Consider the following 20,517-nt stretch of genomic DNA (forward strand, 5'->3'; position numbering starts at 1 on the left):
GCCCTCCTCCGGGAGGGCTCGGACGCCGCGTTCGTCGAGCCAGCCGAGCACGTAGTCGGCGACGAAGCGCCAACCGCTGTCGATGACCAGGGAGTGTCCGCGGTCCGCGAACTGCTTCAGGTCGGTCACGGCCGTCGAGTCGCCGTACTCCTTGTAGACCGCGCGGCTGACGGAGTCGGGCACCAGCCGGTCCTCCTGCCCCGAGATCAACAGGAGCGGTCCACGGTCCGTGTTGCCGATGTCCGCCATGGCGAGCGGGCTGCGCACCGCACCCGCGCATCCGAGATCGCCGAGCAGGCGGAGCGGCGCCGGCACCGCGTAGCGCTCGTGGAGCCGGTCGGACTCCTCCGGCGCGAGGGTGTTCGCGAAGACGTGGTGGAACTGCTCCGACGACAGGGACACCAGCGCGTCGGCGCCGTCGGCACCGCCGGGCGTCCACAAGGGGAGCGGCGATCGGGGCAGGGGGACCGCGTTGATCGGGGCGGGCGCGATGGCCACGGCGGCCCGGCCCACATTCGCGCCGATGAGGTGCTGTGCGATGAGCCCGCCGACGGAGTGGCCGACGATCACCGGCGAGATGTCGAACGACCGCACGATCCCGGCGTAGTGGTCCGTCAGCGCGGCCAGACCGAGGCCGCCGAGCGGACCGGGCGACCTGCGCATCTCGTGAGCGGCGTTGGCCTCCCCGGGCCAGCCGGGGGTGAAGGCGAGGAACCCCCGGCTGGCGAAGCGTTCCGCCCATGACTCCCAGGACAGCGCGTGCAGCCACGCACCATGGATGAAGACGACGGGAGTACGGTTCACGGCTGGTTCCTCCGAGCACGACGATCACCCGGCACCGGCACACGAGCGACTGCTCCAGGATCGTCCAGGCATCGGCCAGGGGCGACAGTCGAATGACTTAATGCCGACGCCCGGCGGCGGCACGCGGGCTCGGGCCCCGCGCGAAGGCAGTTGGAATTCCAGGCACCGCAAGGCGGACAACCATTCACATATCGACGGCCCGTCACGGAGATCACCGTCGATCCGGTGATGCAAGACGGTCAACCTACCTATGTACGACGCTTCCCCGGCAGCCAAAGTGGATCAGGCCAGCCTCCGCCCCAGGGAAGGATCCACCCGTCATGAGCGGCAACCAACCAGGTGTCCAGGCCTCGCGAACGGCGCCGCACGGCGGGCCAGAACTGGTCCTGGACATCGAACGCGTTCTGTACGTCTCCGCCCGTCAGTCGATCAGGGCGGCATTCCGGTTCACCCCTGAGTCTCCGTTGGCCGTGTCCGCGGAGTTCCTCATAGAAGGCGGCCCGCGCGTCCTGTGGCGTATCGGACGGGACCTCCTCCAGCAGGGGCTGTACTCGATGAGCGGCCTCGGCGACGTTCAGATGTGGCCGTCGAACCTGGAGGAGCGTGCGACCGCTTGGCTTCAGCTGACCTCCGGTGACATGGCGGCTCTGTTCGAGTTGCCCGTGGCACCGCTGGCGCAGTGGCTGGAGTACACCTACGAGCTCGTTCCCGCGGGTCGTGAGCTCGCCGGGGTCGACTGGGACGTCGCCACCGCGGATCTCCTCCCCGCTCGCGAAGCGCAGTCCGACTGATCGCGCGTCACGTCCCGCCTCCCTCCGGCGGCAGGTGACGCCCGGCCGGTGCCGCGGCCCCCGTGTCGAAGGAGGCGGTACGGACATGGGGTCCCCGAAGCAGCGTGTACCGACACATGTGTCACTGCCTTCCGCACACATCCTGCCACAGTCAAGGTGTGTTGTCCGCATGTGGAGAGCAACTTCCTCGACGGTCGGCCGCCGGCCGGTGGAGTCGATCTGCCGGCGCACGTCGAACGGCTGCCCACCTGCCGGCCCGCGGCGGCCGGCTCTTCACGGACGTACGCTTCGGCGCGCGCCATCGCACGGGGTGTCCCGAGTCTCGTCGGGTCAGGGACGTCGTTGCTGACGCGCAATGCTTCCGAACTTCTCACTCCGTCGGTGAACCTCCGGCGGACGAAGTGAGGACTTCGCAGTCCGCCGCCCTCGTCGCCTCCAGGGCAGTCAGCAGACCGACCGGCGGTGCGGCGGTCCTGTGGGCACGGATGTCGATCAACGCGCCGAGGGTGCGCACGACGATGGAGCCCGGGGCTGCCTGTGACACCACCACACACCCTCTGGTACGGCGGACCTGCGGCCGGTCAAACCCTCGTTCAGACCGACACCTGATACTCGTCGAGGGTTAGGCTCGGGAAAGACAGGTGTCGCGGCTGGAGGAGCTAGGTATGAGCGGTGTGCCGGTGACCACCGGGCAGGGAGAGGACGCGGCATTGACCCGGGCCGCGCAGGCGGGCGACGTATCGGCCCTGGCCCTGCTCCTGGAGCGGCACCGGCCCGGGATGCGAGCCGTGGCGCTCAGCCTGCTGGGACCGGGCCCGGACGTGGACGACGTCATGCAGGAAGCGGCGCTGGTGGCGCTGCGGCGGATCATGGACGTCCGTGATCCGCAGGCCGTGGGGCCGTGGCTGCGGATGGTGGTGCGCAACAACTGCCGGACCCTGCTGCGCGCCTCCCGGCGGGTCGAGCCCATGGAGGAGGTGCCGTTGCCGCCGGACGGCGTCACTCCCGAGCAGGTGCTGCAGAGCCATGCGCTGCGGGACTGGATCTGGGAGGCCATCGAGACGCTGTCACCTGCCCTGCGGCTGCCGGTCGTCCTGCGGTACTTCTCCACCGGAATCACCTCGTACCAGCAGATCGCCGAAGCCTGCTCCGTGCCCGTCGGCACCGTGCGCAGTCGGCTCAGCCAGGCCCGCGCCGCGTTGGCCCGGGCGGTGACCGCCACGGCGGCCACGGCGCACGAGGACGTGACGCGCCGTACGGAGGCCAGTTGGCACGAGGCACGGGAAACACTCGCGGCCGCCGAGCGCGGCGAGTTCGGCAAGGTGGTCAAGGACCGCTACTCCCCCGATGTGTCGCTGCTGACCGGCGGTGAACGGCTCGGCGGTGCCGGGGTCCTGCTCGCGGGCATGGACTGCGACCTCTCAGCGGGCGTTCGCCAGCGGCCCGTCCACATCGTGGCGGGCCGGTCCCTGGTCGTGTGGGAGATGCAACTGATCAGCCCGGCTGACGATCCGGAGCACTGTCCCCCGGGGGTCGCCTGGATCATGACGCTGGACGGCGGTCGCATCGACCGGGTCTCCCTCTTCCACGCTGCCCGCCCGATGGAGCCCGTATCGCCTGCGGCCTGAGCCGAACGCTCCTCCCTCAGCCGCTGTGCGCCAGATCACATCGCGGCGACCGAACTTGTCGGCCTCCCGGGCGTCGTGCCGGTGTCATGGAAAACCAGCACATCACGGAGGACTCGATGGTCTCGTCACCCGCGCACAACCCCGCCTCGGCGCCCGACACCGCCCCCCTCTCCCCCGGCACCCACACGTACCGGCTGGGCGGGCTGGTACAGCGCTACCACGTCCACGGCAGCGGTCCGGTGTGCGTGGCCCACTCCGGCGGTCCCGGAATCTTCTGGGAGTACATGCGCATGCCCGCCCTCGAAGAGCACCTCACCATGGTCTACGTCGAGCCCATAGGCACCACGACGGACAACCGCCTGCCCTCGCACCCGCACGGATACACGCGGGAGCGCTACAGCAGCTTCCTGGAGATTCTGATCAACCGGCTCGGGGTGCCGAAGGTGCACCTGCTGGGGCACTCGCACGGCGCGTTCGTGGCCGCCTACCACGCCCGATACCGCCCTGGGCGGCTGGCAGGAGTCGTTCTGTACGAGGGCGCCCCTGTCACCGGCCCCGAGCACGGCGCGGAGGCGGCTCGGATGGTGGAGGCATTCGCCGCGAAACACGCCGGCCACCCCGGGCTGCCCGGTGTGATGGCCGCGTTCGGTGCGATGGGCAGCATGTCCACCGATGAACAGACCGCAGCGGTCGCCCGGGGTGTGCTGCCGTCGTACTTCGCCGACTACTGGGCGGACGAGGAGCGGCTGGCCCCGTTCCGGGAGGCTGTGCGGGCCACGTACATCTCGGGTCTGGACGAAAATCTCGCTCCCGACGCCATCGACGACCGCGCCGCGCTCAAGGAGCTGGCGGTACCGGCACTGGTCGTCGTGGGCCGGCACGACGTGATCTGCGGAATGCGCTGGGGTCTCGAACTCGACGAGCTGATCCCGCAGTCGCGGCTGCTGGTGCTGGAGAACAGCGGTCACATGGGACATGTGGAGGAACCCGAGCTGTTCGCGGCCTCGGTCCGCGGCTTCGTCCTGGAGACCGCAAGCATGAGCTGACCGAAGAGGTTGCCATCGTCTCGATCGGCCGGGTCTGCCGCCTGCTGCGACTGTTCTCCGTCCGGCAGCAGTTCCCAGACCTGGCCGACGGCGCTGCCCACGACCAGATTCCTACCGTGTGTTCCCGGTCGAGTTGCTGTTGGCCGGGTTCGACGACCGGGTCCGCTGCACACGCGCCATGAAGCTCGTCGCCGAGTTGGTCGAGGCAGCTGACGAAAAGCAGTCGGCCAAGCCCCTCGCCCGCCACGGCCGCGTCGACCTTTGTGCGTCGACGAGTCGGGCTGCGTGGAGCTTGACCGGTTTGCCGACCGATGGCAACGGTGTGTGTTCCGGGTCAGAACTGCCTCTCTGCCCGCTCGGTCGTCTCCCGCGCGACATTCTCCGGGCGGTGAGGCACCTGTGACTCGCTGCCGGCGGCAGGGCTCGGGCATGTCGCAGAAGGAGCGCGGGGGCGTGTGCGGCACGCAGGCGCGTGTGCCACGGAGCGCGCGCGACACGTGTCGGAGATGGTCGCGAGCAGACATCAGTCACCGGCTTGACGGGTGACGCGGAATCCTGCCATGATTACGTCACCTCCTCAGCCAGTGACGAGAAACTGTCCTGGTCAGGGAATGACCCAAGACCTCCAGACCCAGATGCGGAGCACCAGTCATGGCAGTCACCTACACCGCCGTTGTCGACGTCGACGGAGAGGGCCGGAACGGTGGTCACGTCCGTTCCTCCGACGGCCTGCTGGACACCAGCCTCGCTCTCCCCAAGGAACTCGGCGGCTCCGGCACCGCGACCAACCCCGAGCAGCTTCTGGCCGCCGGCTGGGCCGCCTGTTTCCTCGGTGCCCTGCGTCGCGCCGCCAGCCTGCGCAAGGTCCGGCTGACCAGCACCACCATCACGGCCGAGATCACTCTCACCCACGGCGACGACGGCGAGTTCTCCCTCTCCGCGGTCCTCACCCCCGTCATCGGCGGTGTGGACCAGGCCACGGCCGAGGAGCTCGCACACGCCGCCCACCAGATCTGCCCGTACTCCAAGGCCACGCGCGACAACGTTCCCGTCACCATCAACGCCAGCGCCGCCGCCTGACCCGTTCCTCCCTCCGACCGCGGGTCCCGTGCCCCCTTCCCCCCGGCACGGGACCCGCTTCCCCTCTCCCACACACCCACACCGGCTGCCGAAGAGCGAGGACCGGACATGGCCACCACGACCCACACACACGTAGGGCGCGCCAGGCTTCCCCGGCCCGCTCCCGTCGGTGTCACCACCCTCCCCGGCGAGCCGCCGTCCAGGAGCGCGGCAGGCTCCGAAGAGCCTGCCCGGCCCACCGGCACACAGGTGTGGAGCTGGGCGCAGAGCGTGACACTCATGGGATACGGTCCAGCGCCGCTCAGTTTCCTGTGAGGCACAGAACTCCGTGGGGCCACGGGCCGGGGCGTGCCCGGCACGAAATCGTGCCGGACCCGCCCCGGGAACCCGCAAGCCGGCAGCGCCCCGGTGGGACGGGCGGGCAGAGGACCCGAGCCGCCGCCCGGTCGGGCGACCGCGCTACGACGCGAACTCAGTGGTGCCGGCCGTGAGTTGCGAGGGCGCCCTCGACGGCGGTGGCCATTGCGCTCTCACCCGCGGCGTTGGGATGCACCGGCGCCGCCGGTGTCTCGGGGGCGAAAGTCTCGATCCACCGCTCACCGGCAGGCTTGCAGAGGTCGTGCCCGTCGGCCGGTGTGGTCCCGAGTCCCACGCACGCCAAATGAGTCCTCGCACCGCACATGAGTCCTCGATGGCACCGCCCACCGAACTCACCCCTTACCGAATATCCGAACCATCGAAAGCGAGATGACAGCAATGGACATGAAGCTCGAAGTCGTCGTTCTGCCGGTGTCCGACGTGGACCGCGCCAAGCGCTTCTACGCGGAACAGCTCGGCTGGCGTCTCGACGCCGACTTCCCGATCGACGAGGGGTACCGGATCGTGCAGGTCACCCCGCCCGGCTCCGAGTGCTCGGTCATCTTCGGCAAGGGCCTCACCCAGCAGGAGGCGGGCACCCTCCACGGCCTCCAACTGACCGTCACCGACATCGTCGAGGCCCAGAAGGAACTGGAGTCCCGCGGTGTGCAGGTCTCCGGCCCGTTCCGCGACGAGACCGGCGCCTTCCACCACGCCGGTGACTCCCACCGGGTTCCCGGTCTACACCCCGAACGTGCCAGCTACGGCACCTTCGCCGCCTTCGCGGACCCCGACGGCAACGAGTGGTTCCTCCAGGAGGTCACCCAGCGCGCCCCCGGCCGCTGAGACCCGGTCCCGGCGCGGCTGACCACTCCCGCCGCGCCGGGGCCGCCATCCCCCGCGTCAGAGCATCCCCCCGGCCCCATCCAGCCGGACCCATCCACCCGGCCCCGTCCATCCACCGGAGGACACATGTCGACCGAGAACACCCGCACCTACGACGTCATCGTGATCGGCGCAGGGCCGGTAGGTGAGAACGTCGCAGACCGCACCACCGCCGCGGGCCTGAGCACCGTCATCGTGGAAAGCGAACTGGCCGGCGGCGAGTGCTCGTACTGGGCCTGCGAGCCCAGCAAGGCATTGCTGCGCCCGGTGCTGCTCCGCGCCGACGCCGTACACGTTCCCGGCATCCACCCAGCCGTCAAGGAACCGTTGGACATCGACGCCGTCCTCGCGCATCGCGATCGCATGTCCGCCGACTGGAAGGACGACGGCCAGGCCGAGTGGATCAAGTCAGTCGGCATCGACCTCCTGCGCGGTCACGGACGCCTGGCGGGCAAGCGCGAGGTGTCGGTGGAGACCCCGGACGGCGGCACCGTCCGGTTGCGTGCCCGGCACGCCGTCGCCGTGTGCACCGGCAGTCGCGCGGCTCTGCCCCCGCTGCCCGGGATCGAGAGCCTCAGACCCTGGACCAGCCGGGACGCGACCAGCGCCCGGAAGCCGCCCGGACGCCTGGCGATTGCCGGCGCAGGTGTGGTGGGCGTCGAGATGGCCACCGCCTGGCAGGCACTGGGCAGCCGGGTCACCCTGCTCGCCCGTGAGGACGGACTGCTGCCCCGCATGGAACCCTTCGCCGGGGAGCTGGTCACCGAGCGGCTGAGGGAAGCCGGCGCGGACGTCCGGTTCAACGTCTCGGTAGCCGCAGCGGAGCGGACGCAGGACGGGGAGGTCCGGATCACCCTGACGGACGGTTGTGAACTGACCGCCGACGAGATCCTGTTCGCCACCGGCCGCGCCCCGCGATCGGAGGACATCGGGCTCGACACCGTGGGACTGGTCCCGGGCGACTGGCTCGCCACCGACGACAGCCTGACGGTCACCGCCGTCCCCGGGAACTGGCTGTACGCCGTCGGAGACGTCAACCACCGGGCACTCTTCACCCACCAGGGCAAGTACCAGGCCCGCATCGCGGGTGCCGTGATCGGTGCCCGGGCCCGGGGTGAGCAGTTGGACACCGGCCGCTGGGCACCGCACAGCGGGACGGCCGACACCGAGGCGGTCCCGGGCGTCGTCTTCACCGACCCCGAGGTCGCCTCCGTCGGCCTGACCGTCCGCGAGGCCGAGCTCACCGGTCGCGCCGTGGAGGTCGTCGACCACGAGATCGGCCACCTCGCCGGAGCCCTCCAGTACCGCCCCGACTACCGGGGCAGGGCCCGTATTCTCATCGATCGCGACCGTCAGGTCGTGGTCGGCGCCACCTTCGCCGGGCCGGGCGTCGGTGAACTGCTGTACTCGGCCACCATCGCCATCACCGCAGAGGTGCCCGTCGACCGCCTCTGGCACGCCGTACCCGCCTTCCCCACGATCAGCGAGGTGTGGCTGCGCCTGCTGGAGACCAGGAGGGACTCATGACCACCGCACGCGATCTGGCGCTCGTCACCCTGGGTCTGCCGCCGGACCGGTCCGTGGAACAGGGCGACCTCTCCCTGGTCCTGGCGGGGGCCGAGGCGATCGACCTGCTGGAGAGCGGGGCGTTGACCCTCGACGGCGACCGTATGGTGCCCGGACCGGGGGTGACGACGGGCGACCGCCTGCTGGACCAGGCGCTCGCCTCGCTCGTCCGCCGGGAATCGTACGAGACCGTCGGGGACTGGCTGTGGCGCCGCGGCGCCCGACTCGCCGCGGCCTACGCCGAGGACCTGGAACGGGCCGGACTCGTCGTCCCTCCGCGGGGTATCGGGCTTCGGTCACGGTTCACGCGGACCGCTCCGGCCGACTCGCCGGAGCGCCGCCGCGCAGAGGAGCGACAGGCATCGGGCGAGCCCGTTCTCGCCGCTCTGACGGCCGTCCTGCGGAGCGGGGACACCCAGGTGGACGACTGTCGAAGCGTCGACGGGGACGCGGCGAACGCGGTACTGGCCGCGGTCGGGAACGCGGTGACGGAGCTGGAGGCCGCACGGCTGCGCCGGGACGTCGAGAGCAACGCGTTCGACAACATGTGGCGCGATTAGGGACCTCTCGGCGCAACGCCTGGGGCGACGTGACACCTGTGCGTGCTCGGGGACGATTCCCGCCCTACGGCCCCGTCGTGAGAGGTCGGGCCGCGCGCCAAGCGGGCCGGGGGCACATCGGCCCGCTTGGCAGAGCCGGCCTTCGTCCGCGCGCGAGGGCCTTGTCGCTCAGGGCAGGCCGGGCCGAGCCGACGTCCATGTCACCTCCCGCCGACCGGACCGGACGGTGCGCGGGCGGGAGCCGCCGAGGTGCGTGGGGGGAGCGGAGGCCGTGCGGGCGAAGGTCAGGGCTTTCCACGACCTCAGCGGCGACGGACTCGTGCTCGACCCGGCCTTCGACGAGGTCGATCAGGTGCGACGGCTGGCGGATACCGTCCTGCAGGAGGACCCGCCGGTCATGCCCGGAGCCCCGCGGCGGGAAAAACATCACACGGAGCGCACACATGCGTCCGGCCCCATGAGTCACCGCGCGCGGGACACACGAACATGTCAGTCGGTCGTGTCCTACTCCACGAGGGTGTACATGACGGAACGCTGCTGCTTGTGACGCTGGATGCGGCCCTTGGCGACCAGCGATTCGAGGGTGTTCCGTACCACCTGCGGAGTCGGGTTCCGATCCGGGTGCTTCTCCAGAAGCTCGTCCCGCAGTTCCTTCGCCAGGCGAGGTCCGTCGTGCTTGCCGAGCAGGGCCATCAGCAGGTCACCGAGCAGCGGCTGGCGCGACTTCCCCTTCGCGCCGACCGCTGCTTCACCCGCCCCACGGCTGGTCCCGGCCGAGCGTCGCGCAGCGGCTGCGGCAGGTGCTCGCTTCGCCTTTCCGACGGCGGGCTCGTTCTGCAACTGCTCAGGCAGACGCGACGGATCGGCAAAGCCCTCGTACCGCTCGGCGAGCTTCAGAATGTCTGTCAGGAGGGCCTCCTCCTGCTTCAAGACCATGATCCTCTCCGTCAGCTCCTGCTGACGGCGGTGGTTCTCCTCCAGATCCGACGCGGCTTGTTCAACCAACCGCGATCGGAACGTGGGGGCTGACTGGCTGGTCACAACCGTTTCACTCCCTCGCTATGAATGATGTTGCGCATGGTACCCACGCCGAGGTCCCCGTGCGGATAAGTGTCGGTGCCAGGCGATACGCCGGGCATGTTCACCCTTCACGATAGGCGCCGATGTACTCGCGCATATAGTTGGCGCCGGTATTTCTTCGACTGCCCAGGGCACGTGGCAGCCACCCGGCATCAGTCCCACTCCGTACAGAGTGCCCGGCAGGTGTGTCGTCGAACCGCCCGCGGAGACCCTTTGTGGACCGATGTGTGTTGCGGCCGTGGGCCCACACGGTCCGGGATCGCGGCAGGGTGCCTCGGTGCGCGTCAGGTGGCCGGGGTCCGTCACCTGACCGCATGTTCGCGGGCCGCCAGAGCGGCTTTCTCGGCTGAACCATGGTGCACGGGCCCATGGCCGGGAAGCAGTATGTCCGCGTCCACGTTCTCGATCAGGGCCAGGGAGTCGAGTGCCCGGGAACGGTCGGTGTGGAACATGGCGGGCAGCAGTTGCGGCCCGTTGATCCGCGACGTGGGATGTGCGGTCACCAGGGCGTCGCCGGTGACGAGGATGCCGCTCCCCGGCAGGTGGTAGGCGCAGTGACCGTTGGTGTGCCCCGGTGTGTGCACGGGAACGGGGCCGCCGGGCAGGTCGAGCGCCCCGGCCACGGGGAAGGGCTGCGGCTCCGAGACCGGCACGTGGGTGGTGCCCCCGGCGCGCAGGGCGTGGACGGCCCAGGGGAGCACACCGGGCCGCCATCCCTGTGCGAGGACTTGAGTGACGGACACCTGATCGAGGAAGTCGCGACGGGCGTGCGGCACCTCGTCCTGATGCATCAGGACGGGTACCCCGTACACGACGCGCAGGTGTTCGGCCGCGCCGATGTGGTCGTTGTGCGCGTGGGTGACCAGGACTGCGGTCACGGAACGCGGGTTCAGCCCGACTGCTTCCAGCGAGGCCGGCACGGCGTCGCGATCACCGGGGTAGCCGGTGTCGATGAGGGTGCAGCTGTCGCCTTCCTTGACGATCACCCAGTTGGTGTTGCTGCCGGACACCGAGTAGACATCGCTCCGGACCTGGACGATGTCTTCGTTCCGCAGAGCCTTCGGCATGGTCGATCCGATCCTCTCGTCGCGCGGCCGGATGCTCAGGGCCCTGCCGCTGCGGCTCGTCGGCCCGCCCCCGGGGGGGGTGGCCGGCACCGCGCTCATGACGCTGCACACCGGGTACCCGGTGGCATCACCACATGGTGTCATGTGTGTGAGGAGGTTTGATACGTGTGAGGGTCGGATCTGGTCCTCGTGTCGCACCCGGCCACTGCGGTGCACCTTTGCGGCCCGCACGTCGGGGGCCGGCAGGTGTCACCGGCGGATCGCACCCTCCATCCCCCGGCGTGGGCGGCGGAGTGTGCCGATGGCCACGTCTTCCTCCGAGCCACCGTCCGGCGGTCCGGCCACGGTGACCGCGGACGCGGAGGAGTTCAGCGGGGAAAGCCCCAGTCCGGCGTCCAGGTCCCGGTGGTGTCGTGGCCGGTCGCTGTGGCGGCGATGTGGGCGCGGAGGGTGGCCAGTGCCGGGTGGGGGTTGTCGCGGTGCCAGAGGAGGGAGTGCGGGTAGACGGGCGTCGGGTCGGTCACCGGGATACGGCGCAGGCCGTGGCCCGCGGGCCAGATGAGGCGGGTGTGCCCGCCCATGAAGGTGGCCAGGGCCGGGGTGTCGGCGACGGTGTCGAGGAGCGCGTCGGAGCCGAAGTTGGGGCCGGTCGCCTCGATGGTGAGGCCGAACTCGGCGACGAGGTCGTCGTAGTAGGCGGTCCACTCGGTGCCGGGGACGATGCCCGGCATCCAGATCCGGTGCCCGGCGAGCTGCGCGAGGGACACCGACCGGGCGCCCGCCAGCGCGTGGTCGGGGCCGGTGAGGAGCTGGAGCGGCTCGTCGAGCACCCGTACGGACTCGATGTCCTCGGGGAGGGGCCGGCCGGGCGCGGCGACGGCGCGGAAGGTTGCGTCGATCGTGCCGGAGCGGATGGCGGCGACGGCTGTCTCGATGTCGAAGAGCATCACCACGTCGAGGTCGATCTCGGGGTGTGCACGGTGGAATCCGCGCATCAGTCCCGACGCCGCTCCGCGCGAGTTGATCACGTCGACGCGCAGTGGACGGCGGCCGGTGCGCACGGACGCGACCGCGCGTTCGGCGACGCGCAGCAGCTCGCGCGCGTGGGGCAGGAACGCCTGCCCGTCGATGGTGAGCGCGGCGCCGCGCGGGGTGCGGGTGAACAGCCGCACGCCGAGCTTGCGCTCCAGCGCGGCGATGCGCTTGGAGACAGCCTGCTGGGTGACCGCCAGCTCCGCGGCGGCCTCCTGGAACTGCCCCGCGTCGGCGGCGGCGACGAAGGTACGTACTGCTTCGAGGTCCACGGCGATTCACCTTAGAGAACAACGGATGGTTGTGAGCAGCCGGCATGGCAGTTGTTTGACCTGTTGTTGTGCTGCTCGCTTAGCTCTCACCGGTCAACGTCAGTTTGTACGGGTGGAGCATTGAGGGGGCGCGCTGAGCATGGTGGGAAGGAGACGGTTGGGCCGGCAGTTCGGCTGGCTGTGGGCGGCATATGCTGTCAGCGCCTATGGGTCCGGGCTGGGGTTCGGGGCATTCCCGCTGATCGCCGTGCTGGTGTTGCATGCCGGGCCCGCCGAGGTGTCCGTGCTGTCCGCGGTGGGGCCCGCGGTGGGCGCGCTGATCGCGGTGCCACTCGCGCCGTGGGTGGAGTTCCGGCGCAAACGCCCGGTCATGATCGCGATGGACCTGACCCGGTTTGCGGTCATGGCGACGATCCCGGTCGCCTACGCCTTCGGTTGGCTCAGTTTCGTCCACTTGCTCGTGGTCTCCGCTGTGGTCGCCGCAGCCAAGATCGCCTTCAACGCGGTCGGCGGCGCCTACCTCAAGGCCCTCGTCCAGCCGGATGACCTGCTCGTGGCCAACGCGCGGTTCGAGTCAACGAACTGGAGCTCCATCGCGGTGGCGCCACCGCTGGGTGGGGCGGTGACCGGCCTGTTCGGGCCGGTCACCGTCGTGGTGGCCGACGCGCTCAGCTACCTGCTCTCCGCGCTGGGCATCACCGCGATCCACGGCCGAGAAGAAGCGCCACGGACGACCGACAAGAGCCCGGTCCGGGCACGCACGTTGTTCGACGGCTGGCAACACATCATGGGCCATCCCGTTCTGCGGGCGCTCTACCTCAACAACATGCTCGTCGCCGGTCTGATCATGGCAACCGAGCCGCTGCTGGCCGTGCTTCTCCTTCGCCAGCTCGGGTTCCCGCCCTGGCAGTACGGGCTCGCCTTCGCGGCCCCCTGCGTCGGCGGACTCATCGGCTCCCGGCTGGCCCGCCGTGTCGTGGCCCGCTACGGCCGGCACAGGGTCTTCCGGACCGTCGGCACCCTGCGCGCCATCTGGCTGATCGGCCTGGCCTTCGTCGGCCCCGGTGTCGTCGGCCTCGTCACCGTGATGGCTGTCGAGCTGGCGATCATCATCAACATGAGCCTGTACACCCCGGTGCTCGCCACCTACCGGCTCGAAAACACCCCCAAGCATCTCGTCGCCCGCACCCTGACGGCCTGGTCGATCGGCCAGCAGGCGTCCATCGCCATCCTCACCGCACTCGCCGGGCTGCTCGCCGACATCACCAGCCCACGCACCGCTCTCACGGTCGCGGGACTGCTCATCCTGACCACCCCGCTCCTGCTCCCCCGACACGACCAGACGTTGCAGCACGAGCCGGGACCGGCCCGCAGCCACTCATGACGCACCGCGACTCACCGCTGCAGCCCGCAGGCCGCAGCCGGTCCGCCGATGCGCCTCCGCGTCGACCAGGTGCACACCACCAGCAAGGAGAACACTCGCGTGAGCACTGCCCCCGCACTCGATCCCGCGCGCACCGCGCTTCTCGTCTTGGACTACCAGCCCGCGATCCTGGCGCTTCTGCCCGAAAGCGGGGACTGCGAAGCTCTGCTCGGTCGCGTGGAAGGGGCCATCGCCGACGTTCGCGCAAACGGCGGCACCATCGCCTACGTACGCGTCGGCTTCACCGAGGCCGACTGGGACGCCATCCCGGCGGTCAACAAGTCCTTCGCCCCGCTGGCCCGACACCGTGTCATGCACCACGAGGACCCTGCCACCGCGCTCCACGAGCGCCTGGCTCCCCAGGACGGCGACATCATCGTGCGCAAGATCCGCTACGGCGGAATGTCCACCACCGACCTCGACCAGCAGCTGCGCGAGCGCGGCATCACCACTCTGGTCGTCTCCGGCGTCAGCACCGGCGGCGTCGTCCTGTCCACCGTCATCGACGCGGCCGACCGCGACTACCAGCTCTACGTCCTGTCCGACGGCGTCGCCGACCCGGACACCGAAGTCCACGACGTCCTGCTCCACCGAGTCTTCCCCTCACGGGCCCACATCATCGACACCGTCGAGTTGCACGCCCTGCTCCGGGCCGGCTGACCCGGACCACGAGCCGATCCCGCCCCGGGCTCGGCGCAGGGCCACCGGTGCGCTCCCGCCGTGAACCACCGCGTCGGCCCGTACGTTCACACAGTGACCGGTCCTCGGGGAAGGACCGTGCTCGTGCCGGGGGACGCGCGGCGCTGAGCGGGCGTGAGGTTCGGGCGCTGCCCTCGGGTGTGCCGGCCGGGGTTCTCCTGCGACGGAGCCTGGCCGGCACACCCGACGATTCAGCCCTGGAGGGAGGCGAGCCAGGCGGTCAGCAGGCGGTTGACCTCCTCGGGACGCTCCTGTTGGATCCAGTGCCCGCAGCCTTCCAGGATGTGGGTGGAGGCCAGGCCGGGGAGGGTGGCCGGGTAGGCGTCGATCGCGTCGGCCATCCAGGTCGTGGAGGCGTCCAGGGCGCCGCCGATGAACAGGGACGGCTGCTTGATCGGGGCGCCGCCGTACTGGGCGAGGTCCTCCCAGTCACGGTCCATGTTGCGGTAGCGGTTGAGGGCCCCGGTCATGCCGGTGCGCTCGAACTCCCCGGCGTACACGTCGAGGTCGTCCTCGGTCAGCCAGGCGGGCAGCTTGCCGCCGGGGAAGCGGTCGCGCAGCCGGCCGCCGGTGCGGGCCACAAAGTGCGGGTCGGGCTCGCCCTGGGCGGGCATGGTGTCGGCGGACATGGCCGCGTAGAAGCCCGCGAGCCAGCCCCGGAGGTCGGGCTCCATCTCCGCTTCGGCCCGGCCGGGCTCCTGGAAGTACGAGACGTAGAACTCCTGGTCGCCGCCCATCTGCGCGAAGACGTCGGTGGGGCGGGGGCCGCCGGGCGGCGCGTAGGGGACGCTCAGCAGTCCGACGGCGCGGAAGACCTCGGGGTGGAGCAGGGCGGAGGCCGCCGCGATGTTGGAGCCCCAGTCGTGCCCGACGACCACCGCCCTCTCCTCGCCCAGGGCGCGCACCAGAGCGACGTTGTCCTCCACCAGGTCGAGCATCCGGTAGGCGTCCGTCGCGGCCGGCTTGGAGGAGCGGCCGTAGCCGCGCACGTCGAGCGCCGCGGCCCGGTACCCCGCCGCCGCGAGGGCCGGGAGCTGGCGGCGCCAGGAGTACCAGGACTCGGGGAAGCCGTGGACGAGCAGGACCAGCGGTCCGGTGCCCTGCTCGACCAGGTGCAGGCGCCCGGCGGGTGCCTCGATGGTGCGGTGGCGCAGGTCGGCGGACGGCGCGGGATGGTGCATCGCTTCTCCTCGGTTCACGGGTGGCCGCGGTTACCCACCGATCATGCGGCGCTGCGGCCGCCCGGCGCGAGCACCCTTGCCATCCTGGCAAACTGGCAGGACAGGGCGGTGGAGACCGCACGGCCGGAGGGAGCGGGGCGACGGTGACGGACGACGGCACAGCCGACACGCTGGCGGCCATGGGCCCTCGGCTGCGGACCACGCGCGAGCGGCGCGGCGCCACACTCACCGGCGTCAGCCGCGCGACCGGCATCTCGCTGAGCACGCTGTCGCGGATCGAGACCGGCCGGCGCAAGCCGACCCTGGAGGTGCTGCTGCAGCTCGCGAAGGCGTACGACATCTCCTTGGACGAGCTGGCCGGCACCGCACCCGTCGCCGCGGCCGGACCGCGCACCCCGATGCCGCAGCGTCCCGGCGACGACAAGACGGTGCTGCCGCTGACCCGGTACGTGGGCGGCCTGCACGCCCACAAGCACGTCCTGCCCGCCGTCGACACGCCACAGACGCGGCCGCGGCAGGTCTCCCACGACGGGTACGAATGGCTGTGCGTCCTGTATGGGCGGCTGTGGCTGGCGCTCGGCAAGCAGGACCTCGTCCTGAGCGCCGGGGAGGTGGTCGAGTTCGACACCCGCACCGCCCATGGAGTCGCGAACGCCGGACCTGGCGGACCGGTCGAATACCTGATCATGTTCGGGCCGCAGGGAGAGCGCCTACGACCGCGCACCCCAGCCCCCGACCACGGGGCCCGGTAGCGCGGAGCACAGCGTCCGGGACCACTCCCCCGTGACGGTGCCTGCGGCTTCACACCTCGGCAACCGCGTCGCGCAGCGGGCGCAGGCCGCCGGGCATCTCGGGCAGCAGGAAGGAGTACCGGCCGAGCATGTTGACGTGGTGGCGCACGAACGACGACGGGCGGGTCACGTCCTCGTCACGGGCGTCGAAGCCGTCCGCCCGCAGCTGGTTCACCACGGCGTCCATGTATGCAACCCCGATCGGCAGCTGCCGCACGAAGCCGGGTCCGCAGCCTGAGAAGAGCCGGACTGCCACCCGCCCTGCGCATACGCGCACCGCTCGGACGCGGCCGTCCCTCCCCGGGCGGTCGGCGTCGACAGCGTCGAAGGGCGTAGAGAGCAACATTCCTCGCTGAACCAGTTGCGTACAACGTACTCGCTTACGTACGGTAATACCGCGTACAACGTACTCACTTTATTGCGACGTGGAGGAGACGTGGACTCACCCATCGTGTCGACCCAGGGCCTGCGGAAACGCTTCGGTGACTTCGAAGCACTGGCCGGCCTGGACCTGGCCGTGCCGCACGGCACCGTCTACGGGCTGCTCGGACCGAACGGCGCGGGCAAGAGCACCGCCGTCCGGATTCTCAGCACACTGACCCGCCCCACGGCCGGGCGGGCCACCGTCGCCGGCTTCGACGTGAGAGAACACCCCGGCAAGGTCCGCGAAGCCATCGGACTGGCCGGGCAGCACGCGGCCATGGACGAGAAGCTGACGGGCCGCGAGAACCTGCGGGTCTTCGGCAAACTGGCCCGCCTGGGCCGGCGCGGCGCCCGGCGGCGCGCCGACGAGCTGCTGGAGCGGTTCGAGCTCACCGAGGCCGCCGACCGGCAGGTCAGCACCTACTCCGGCGGCATGCGGCGGCGCATCGACCTGACCGCCAGTTTGCTGCGCGCGCCGTCCATCCTGTTCCTGGACGAGCCCACCACCGGACTCGACCCGCGCAGCCGCCTGGAGATCTGGGCCGTCGTGCGCGAGCTGGTCGCGGCCGGCACGACCGTGCTGCTCACCACGCAGTACCTCGAGGAGGCCGACCAACTCGCCTCGGCCGTGGCCGTGATCGACCGCGGGCAGGTGATCGCCGATGGCACCCCGGCACAGCTCAAGACCCGGATCGGCAGTCACATCGATGTCGAGGTGGGCAGCGAGGACGACCTCGCGGAGGCCATGGCCATCCTCGAGCGGATGACCGGAGGACAGCCGCGGGCCGAGGACCTGCGCATCGTCACGGGCGTGCACGGCAAGGCACCGTCGGTGCCGCAGATCGTGCGCGAACTCGACGCGGCGGGGGTGGCCATTCAGGACGTCGGAGTCCGCAGGCCCAGCCTCGACGACGTCTTCCTCACTCTCACCGGCCGCCCCGCGCAGGAGCCCGCGGAGAAGCGGAACGACGAACAGCCCGAGCAGCGCAAGAAGCAGGAGGCGGCAGCGTGATCGTCCTGGCGGACAGTCTCACCCTGATCGAGCGCAAGCTCCTCCAACTGCGGCATCAGCCCGGCACCCTCGTCGCGATGCTGGTGATGCCCGCGGTCATGGTCGTCCTCTTCGGCTATGTCTTCGGCAGCGCCATCCAGGTACCGGGCGGCGGGAACTACCGCGAGTACCTCATGCCCGGCCTGTTCGTGATGACCAGCATGTTCGCGCTGTCCTCGGCGATGGTGGACGTCGCCGCCGACCAGAGCCGCGGGGTGACCGACCGACTGCGCTCGATGCCCACCTCCCGCATGGCGGTGCCTGTCGGCCAGACGGGCGCGGACGCCGTCACGGGACTTTTCGGACTGGTCATCCTGCTGGCCTGCGGGCTGGCCATCGGCTGGCGCGTGCACGACGGCCTCGGCCGCGCCGTGGCCGCGGTCGGTGTCCTGCTCCTCTTCCGCTACACCATGTCCTGGGTCGGAACGTACCTGGGGCTGCTGCTGCCGTCGGAGCAGACGGCCGACTCGCTGTCGCCCCTCACGCTGCCCCTCAGCATGCTGTCCAACGCGTTCGTGCCCACGGACGGCATGCCGGCCTGGCTGCGGGTCATCTGCGAGTGGAACCCGATCAGCGCCGCGGTCGCCGCGTGCCGGAAGCTCTTCGGCAACCCCGGGGTGCCTGCCGCGGACGGCTCCTGGCCGCTCACCCACCCGCTGACCGCGACCCTCCTGTGGGCCGCGGTGCTCCTGGTGGTCTTCGTCCCGCTTTCGGTACGGCGCTTCGCCCGCGCCGGCCTGTGAACCCGCGCCTCGGAGCGGTTCATCAACGCGGACGTACGCGACCGAGGGCGGACAGGCCCGGGGACGGTGCCGTGACTCCCGTCGTTCGCGCGCAGCGCGGGCGACGGGAGCGTCCGTTCTCAGGAGCGCTCCGGCTGCTCGTTCCCCGGGGGGCCGGACAGGGCCGGGAAACGGGCCTCGACGCCGTCCAGCAAGATGGCGAGGCCGGCCTCGAACTGCTCGTCGTGGCCACCGTGCCGCGCCTCGTGGACCAACCGCTCCAGGTACGGAAAGCGGCCGGTGGCCAGCAGTTCGGTCATGTACGGCCCCATCCGCTCCTGCCAGGCTTTGCGATCCTCCCCGGAGCGCAAGGCCGCTTCCCGCTCCGCCGTCTCGGCCTGGCCGGCACCCGTGACCCAGTGTCGGATCAGGTTCACGACGTGGACCATGTCGTCGATGCTCAGTCCGCGCCCGTCGACGAGGGCGAGGTCGCGCTCGTTGGCACGGAGCATGTTGGGGCCCATGATCGGCCTGCCGGCCATGGCGTGCGCAAGCCAGGGGTGCCGGCGCAACGTCTCCCGGTACCGGCGGGCGAACGTGGCCAGATCCGCACGGGCGTCCCCGGTCGGCTCCTGCGCTTCAAAGCCGAGGGCCTGGTCGATCACCACGGCGTACAGGTCTTCCTTGTTCGGCAGATACCGGTAGAGCGTCATCGCGCCGGTGCCCAGTTCCTTGGCGATGCGCCGCATCGTCACCGCCTCGATGCCCTCGCCGTCCGCCAACGCGATCGCCACCTCGGCGATGCGCTCACGGCTGTACGTCGGAGCCGGTCCGCGCGCCCCTCTTTCCCGCCGCAACCAGATGATCGGATTCGGATCGCTCATGTGCCGATGGTAATCGCGTACAGCGTCCTCGATTACATCCCGAGCCTGCCGCCGACAACGGCATCGTCACCGTCCGCGCGCCCCCCTCGAGCCGCCCGGAGCGGGCTCCGATGACGGCTTTGTGCGCTAAGGGCTGTCCCGTAGTCGCCCGTCATGATGTCCGAGGGCAGATGAACTGCGTTCCGCCGATGACGACGGGCTCCAACTCCTCCGCTGCCCAGTACGCGTACCCGACCGACTCCAGCGGGACTTCGAGCGAGAACCGGCCCTCCTCGAGCAGAACCATAAACCATCGAAAAGGCAGGCATTTCGGGATGGGCACAGCCCATGGTCGGCTGCTCGTAGACGATGGGCAGAGATGGCGCGACCGGGGGCAAACCCCAACTCCGCTGAATGACGGTCGCCCCCAGGAACCCTGGGGGCGACCGCTGTTCACATGTGCCTGCGGATCGGTTGCCGATCAGTCGACGTGGTCGCTCAGGCCCAGCACCTTTGGGTCGTCACTCGGGAAGTCCCTGGGCATGCCCGGCACATCGATCGCGCGCCCGTACACGCCGGCCAGGAACTCGACGGCGCAGACCGGGAACTCGATCCAGTCGGCGTTGGCCGTGCGGACGACCACCAGCCACGCGTCCGGGTCCGTGGGGCTCGTCTTCCAGTAGAAGACGTCCCCCGAATTGGATTCCCCCCAGGAAATCAGCCCTCCCGGGTGCGGGTAGGGCACGTAGTCCTCGGTGTCGCCCATCTCGTACAGATCCTGAAGGATCTCGTCCTCCCTGGCCCCCGACGCCCATGACGCCTCCCTGCCGGGCCGGGGAACGGACACGCTCAGGAAGTCGTCGATGACCAGCACCGGGTACGCCTCCGCCAGAGCGCGGAAGTCCGAGGGCAGCGCCGTCCCGAGGACCGCCTCAAGGGCAGCCCAGTCCACGCTGCGCCCCCCGGGGACGCGCCACGGCGTCATCGCCGGAAGCGCGGCCTCCAGCTCTTCGATTCTCAGCATGTCGTCTGCCAATCCGGGCTGTTCTGGACCACTCCGTTGTGGAACCATTCGCTGATGAATTTATTGATGGCCTCGGTCACTGCCGCGTGACCTTCTCCGTTCCACTTCCATGTGTACGTCACGTTCCTATCCTCTACCTTGCCCATGAACGTATCTGCATTCCCCACCCCAC

The 20,517-nt window shown here is 70.2% G+C and carries 21 protein-coding genes and 1 pseudogene; 12 read left to right on the forward strand and 10 right to left on the reverse strand.

Annotated elements, in window-relative coordinates; all coding sequences use genetic code 11:
• A partial coding sequence (locus tag ACFU6I_RS22510) for an alpha/beta hydrolase (RefSeq protein WP_384369535.1) occupies positions 1–804 on the reverse strand: 804 nt, incomplete at its 3' end.
• A gap of 320 nt (positions 805–1,124) precedes the next feature.
• Between ACFU6I_RS22510 and ACFU6I_RS22515 the strand changes: the two genes are divergently transcribed.
• Entirely contained in the window at positions 1,125–1,595 is a 471-nt protein-coding gene (locus ACFU6I_RS22515) for an SsgA family sporulation/cell division regulator (RefSeq protein WP_384369537.1), read from the forward strand.
• 370 nt (positions 1,596–1,965) lie between these two features.
• Here the strand turns inward: ACFU6I_RS22515 and ACFU6I_RS22520 are convergent, their stop codons facing one another.
• Positions 1,966–2,139: a hypothetical protein gene (locus ACFU6I_RS22520; protein ID WP_384369540.1), complete on the reverse strand. Its 174-nt coding sequence runs from the start codon at positions 2,137–2,139 to the stop codon at positions 1,966–1,968.
• A gap of 121 nt (positions 2,140–2,260) precedes the next feature.
• On the opposite strand from ACFU6I_RS22520, the gene ACFU6I_RS22525 reads away from it, so the two are divergent.
• The 6 genes from ACFU6I_RS22525 (at position 2,261) to ACFU6I_RS22550 (ending at position 8,717) form a co-directional block, all read left to right on the forward strand.
• On the forward strand, positions 2,261–3,223 hold the full coding sequence (locus tag ACFU6I_RS22525; protein ID WP_384369543.1) for an RNA polymerase sigma factor: 963 nt from the start codon (positions 2,261–2,263) through the stop codon (positions 3,221–3,223).
• A gap of 116 nt (positions 3,224–3,339) precedes the next feature.
• Entirely contained in the window at positions 3,340–4,269 is a 930-nt protein-coding gene (locus ACFU6I_RS22530; protein ID WP_384369721.1) for an alpha/beta fold hydrolase, read from the forward strand.
• Between the two features lie 651 nt (positions 4,270–4,920).
• Positions 4,921–5,349 carry an organic hydroperoxide resistance protein gene (locus tag ACFU6I_RS22535; protein WP_384369546.1) on the forward strand — a complete coding sequence of 143 codons (429 nt, stop codon included), beginning with the start codon at positions 4,921–4,923 and terminating at the stop codon, positions 5,347–5,349.
• Positions 5,350–6,105: 756 nt separating this feature from the next.
• Entirely contained in the window at positions 6,106–6,552 is a 447-nt protein-coding gene (locus ACFU6I_RS22540) for a VOC family protein (protein ID WP_345520062.1), read from the forward strand.
• A gap of 126 nt (positions 6,553–6,678) precedes the next feature.
• The gene (locus ACFU6I_RS22545) at positions 6,679–8,118 is read left to right on the forward strand and encodes a dihydrolipoyl dehydrogenase family protein (RefSeq protein ID WP_384369549.1); all 1,440 of its coding nucleotides are present in this window, start codon (positions 6,679–6,681) and stop codon (positions 8,116–8,118) included.
• The gene (locus tag ACFU6I_RS22550; protein WP_384369552.1) at positions 8,115–8,717 is read left to right on the forward strand and encodes a GPP34 family phosphoprotein; all 603 of its coding nucleotides are present in this window, start codon (positions 8,115–8,117) and stop codon (positions 8,715–8,717) included. Before ACFU6I_RS22545 ends, ACFU6I_RS22550 begins: the two co-directional genes overlap by 4 nt.
• A gap of 504 nt (positions 8,718–9,221) precedes the next feature.
• On the opposite strand, the gene ACFU6I_RS22555 is transcribed toward ACFU6I_RS22550, so the two are convergent.
• The 3 genes from ACFU6I_RS22555 to ACFU6I_RS22565 form a co-directional block, all read right to left on the reverse strand.
• Entirely contained in the window at positions 9,222–9,758 is a 537-nt protein-coding gene (locus tag ACFU6I_RS22555; RefSeq protein ID WP_384369554.1) for a hypothetical protein, read from the reverse strand.
• Positions 9,759–10,099: 341 nt separating this feature from the next.
• Positions 10,100–10,864: an MBL fold metallo-hydrolase gene (locus ACFU6I_RS22560; RefSeq protein WP_384369557.1), complete on the reverse strand. Its 765-nt coding sequence runs from the start codon at positions 10,862–10,864 to the stop codon at positions 10,100–10,102.
• 368 nt (positions 10,865–11,232) lie between these two features.
• A complete protein-coding gene (locus ACFU6I_RS22565; protein ID WP_384369560.1) occupies positions 11,233–12,168 on the reverse strand; it encodes a LysR family transcriptional regulator in 936 nt (311 codons plus the stop codon).
• Between the two features lie 139 nt (positions 12,169–12,307).
• On the opposite strand from ACFU6I_RS22565, the gene ACFU6I_RS22570 reads away from it, so the two are divergent.
• Both ACFU6I_RS22570 and ACFU6I_RS22575 read left to right on the forward strand, forming a co-directional pair.
• Complete coding sequence (locus tag ACFU6I_RS22570; RefSeq protein WP_384369563.1) at positions 12,308–13,552, forward strand: MFS transporter; 1,245 nt, start codon at positions 12,308–12,310, stop codon at positions 13,550–13,552.
• A 99-nt stretch (positions 13,553–13,651) separates the two neighbouring features.
• Positions 13,652–14,251: a cysteine hydrolase gene (locus ACFU6I_RS22575; protein ID WP_384369566.1), complete on the forward strand. Its 600-nt coding sequence runs from the start codon at positions 13,652–13,654 to the stop codon at positions 14,249–14,251.
• Between the two features lie 230 nt (positions 14,252–14,481).
• On the opposite strand, the gene ACFU6I_RS22580 is transcribed toward ACFU6I_RS22575, so the two are convergent.
• Complete coding sequence (locus tag ACFU6I_RS22580) at positions 14,482–15,471, reverse strand: alpha/beta fold hydrolase (protein WP_384369569.1); 990 nt, start codon at positions 15,469–15,471, stop codon at positions 14,482–14,484.
• A gap of 179 nt (positions 15,472–15,650) precedes the next feature.
• Here ACFU6I_RS22580 and ACFU6I_RS22585 point away from each other — a divergent pair, with 179 nt between their 5' ends.
• Positions 15,651–16,223 (forward strand): helix-turn-helix domain-containing protein, encoded by a 573-nt coding sequence (locus ACFU6I_RS22585; protein WP_384369724.1) that lies wholly within the window; start codon positions 15,651–15,653, stop codon positions 16,221–16,223.
• 49 nt (positions 16,224–16,272) lie between these two features.
• On the opposite strand, the pseudogene ACFU6I_RS22590 reads toward ACFU6I_RS22585, so the two are convergent.
• Positions 16,273–16,452: pseudogene (locus tag ACFU6I_RS22590) on the reverse strand (hypothetical protein); the annotation flags it as partial.
• A 246-nt stretch (positions 16,453–16,698) separates the two neighbouring features.
• Between ACFU6I_RS22590 and ACFU6I_RS22595 the strand changes: the two are divergent.
• Positions 16,699–17,697, forward strand: coding sequence for an ATP-binding cassette domain-containing protein (locus ACFU6I_RS22595; RefSeq protein ID WP_384369572.1), 999 nt, complete (start codon positions 16,699–16,701; stop codon positions 17,695–17,697).
• Positions 17,694–18,479 (forward strand): ABC transporter permease, encoded by a 786-nt coding sequence (locus ACFU6I_RS22600; RefSeq protein ID WP_384369575.1) that lies wholly within the window; start codon positions 17,694–17,696, stop codon positions 18,477–18,479. Before ACFU6I_RS22595 ends, ACFU6I_RS22600 begins: the two co-directional genes overlap by 4 nt.
• A 119-nt stretch (positions 18,480–18,598) precedes the next feature.
• Here ACFU6I_RS22600 and ACFU6I_RS22605 read toward each other — a convergent pair whose 3' ends face one another.
• From ACFU6I_RS22605 to ACFU6I_RS22615, 3 genes are all read right to left on the reverse strand, one after another.
• A complete protein-coding gene (locus ACFU6I_RS22605; RefSeq protein WP_384369578.1) occupies positions 18,599–19,342 on the reverse strand; it encodes a TetR/AcrR family transcriptional regulator in 744 nt (247 codons plus the stop codon).
• A gap of 151 nt (positions 19,343–19,493) precedes the next feature.
• Positions 19,494–19,628 carry a hypothetical protein gene (locus ACFU6I_RS22610; protein WP_384369581.1) on the reverse strand — a complete coding sequence of 45 codons (135 nt, stop codon included), beginning with the start codon at positions 19,626–19,628 and terminating at the stop codon, positions 19,494–19,496.
• 174 nt (positions 19,629–19,802) lie between these two features.
• Positions 19,803–20,345, reverse strand: coding sequence for an SMI1/KNR4 family protein (locus ACFU6I_RS22615; protein ID WP_384369584.1), 543 nt, complete (start codon positions 20,343–20,345; stop codon positions 19,803–19,805).
• Between the last annotated feature and the right edge of the window lie 172 nt (positions 20,346–20,517).

It is taken from the genome of Streptomyces sp. NPDC057486, assembly GCF_042802415.1.
GTDB classification, from domain to species: domain Bacteria; phylum Actinomycetota; class Actinomycetes; order Streptomycetales; family Streptomycetaceae; genus Streptomyces; species Streptomyces yanii.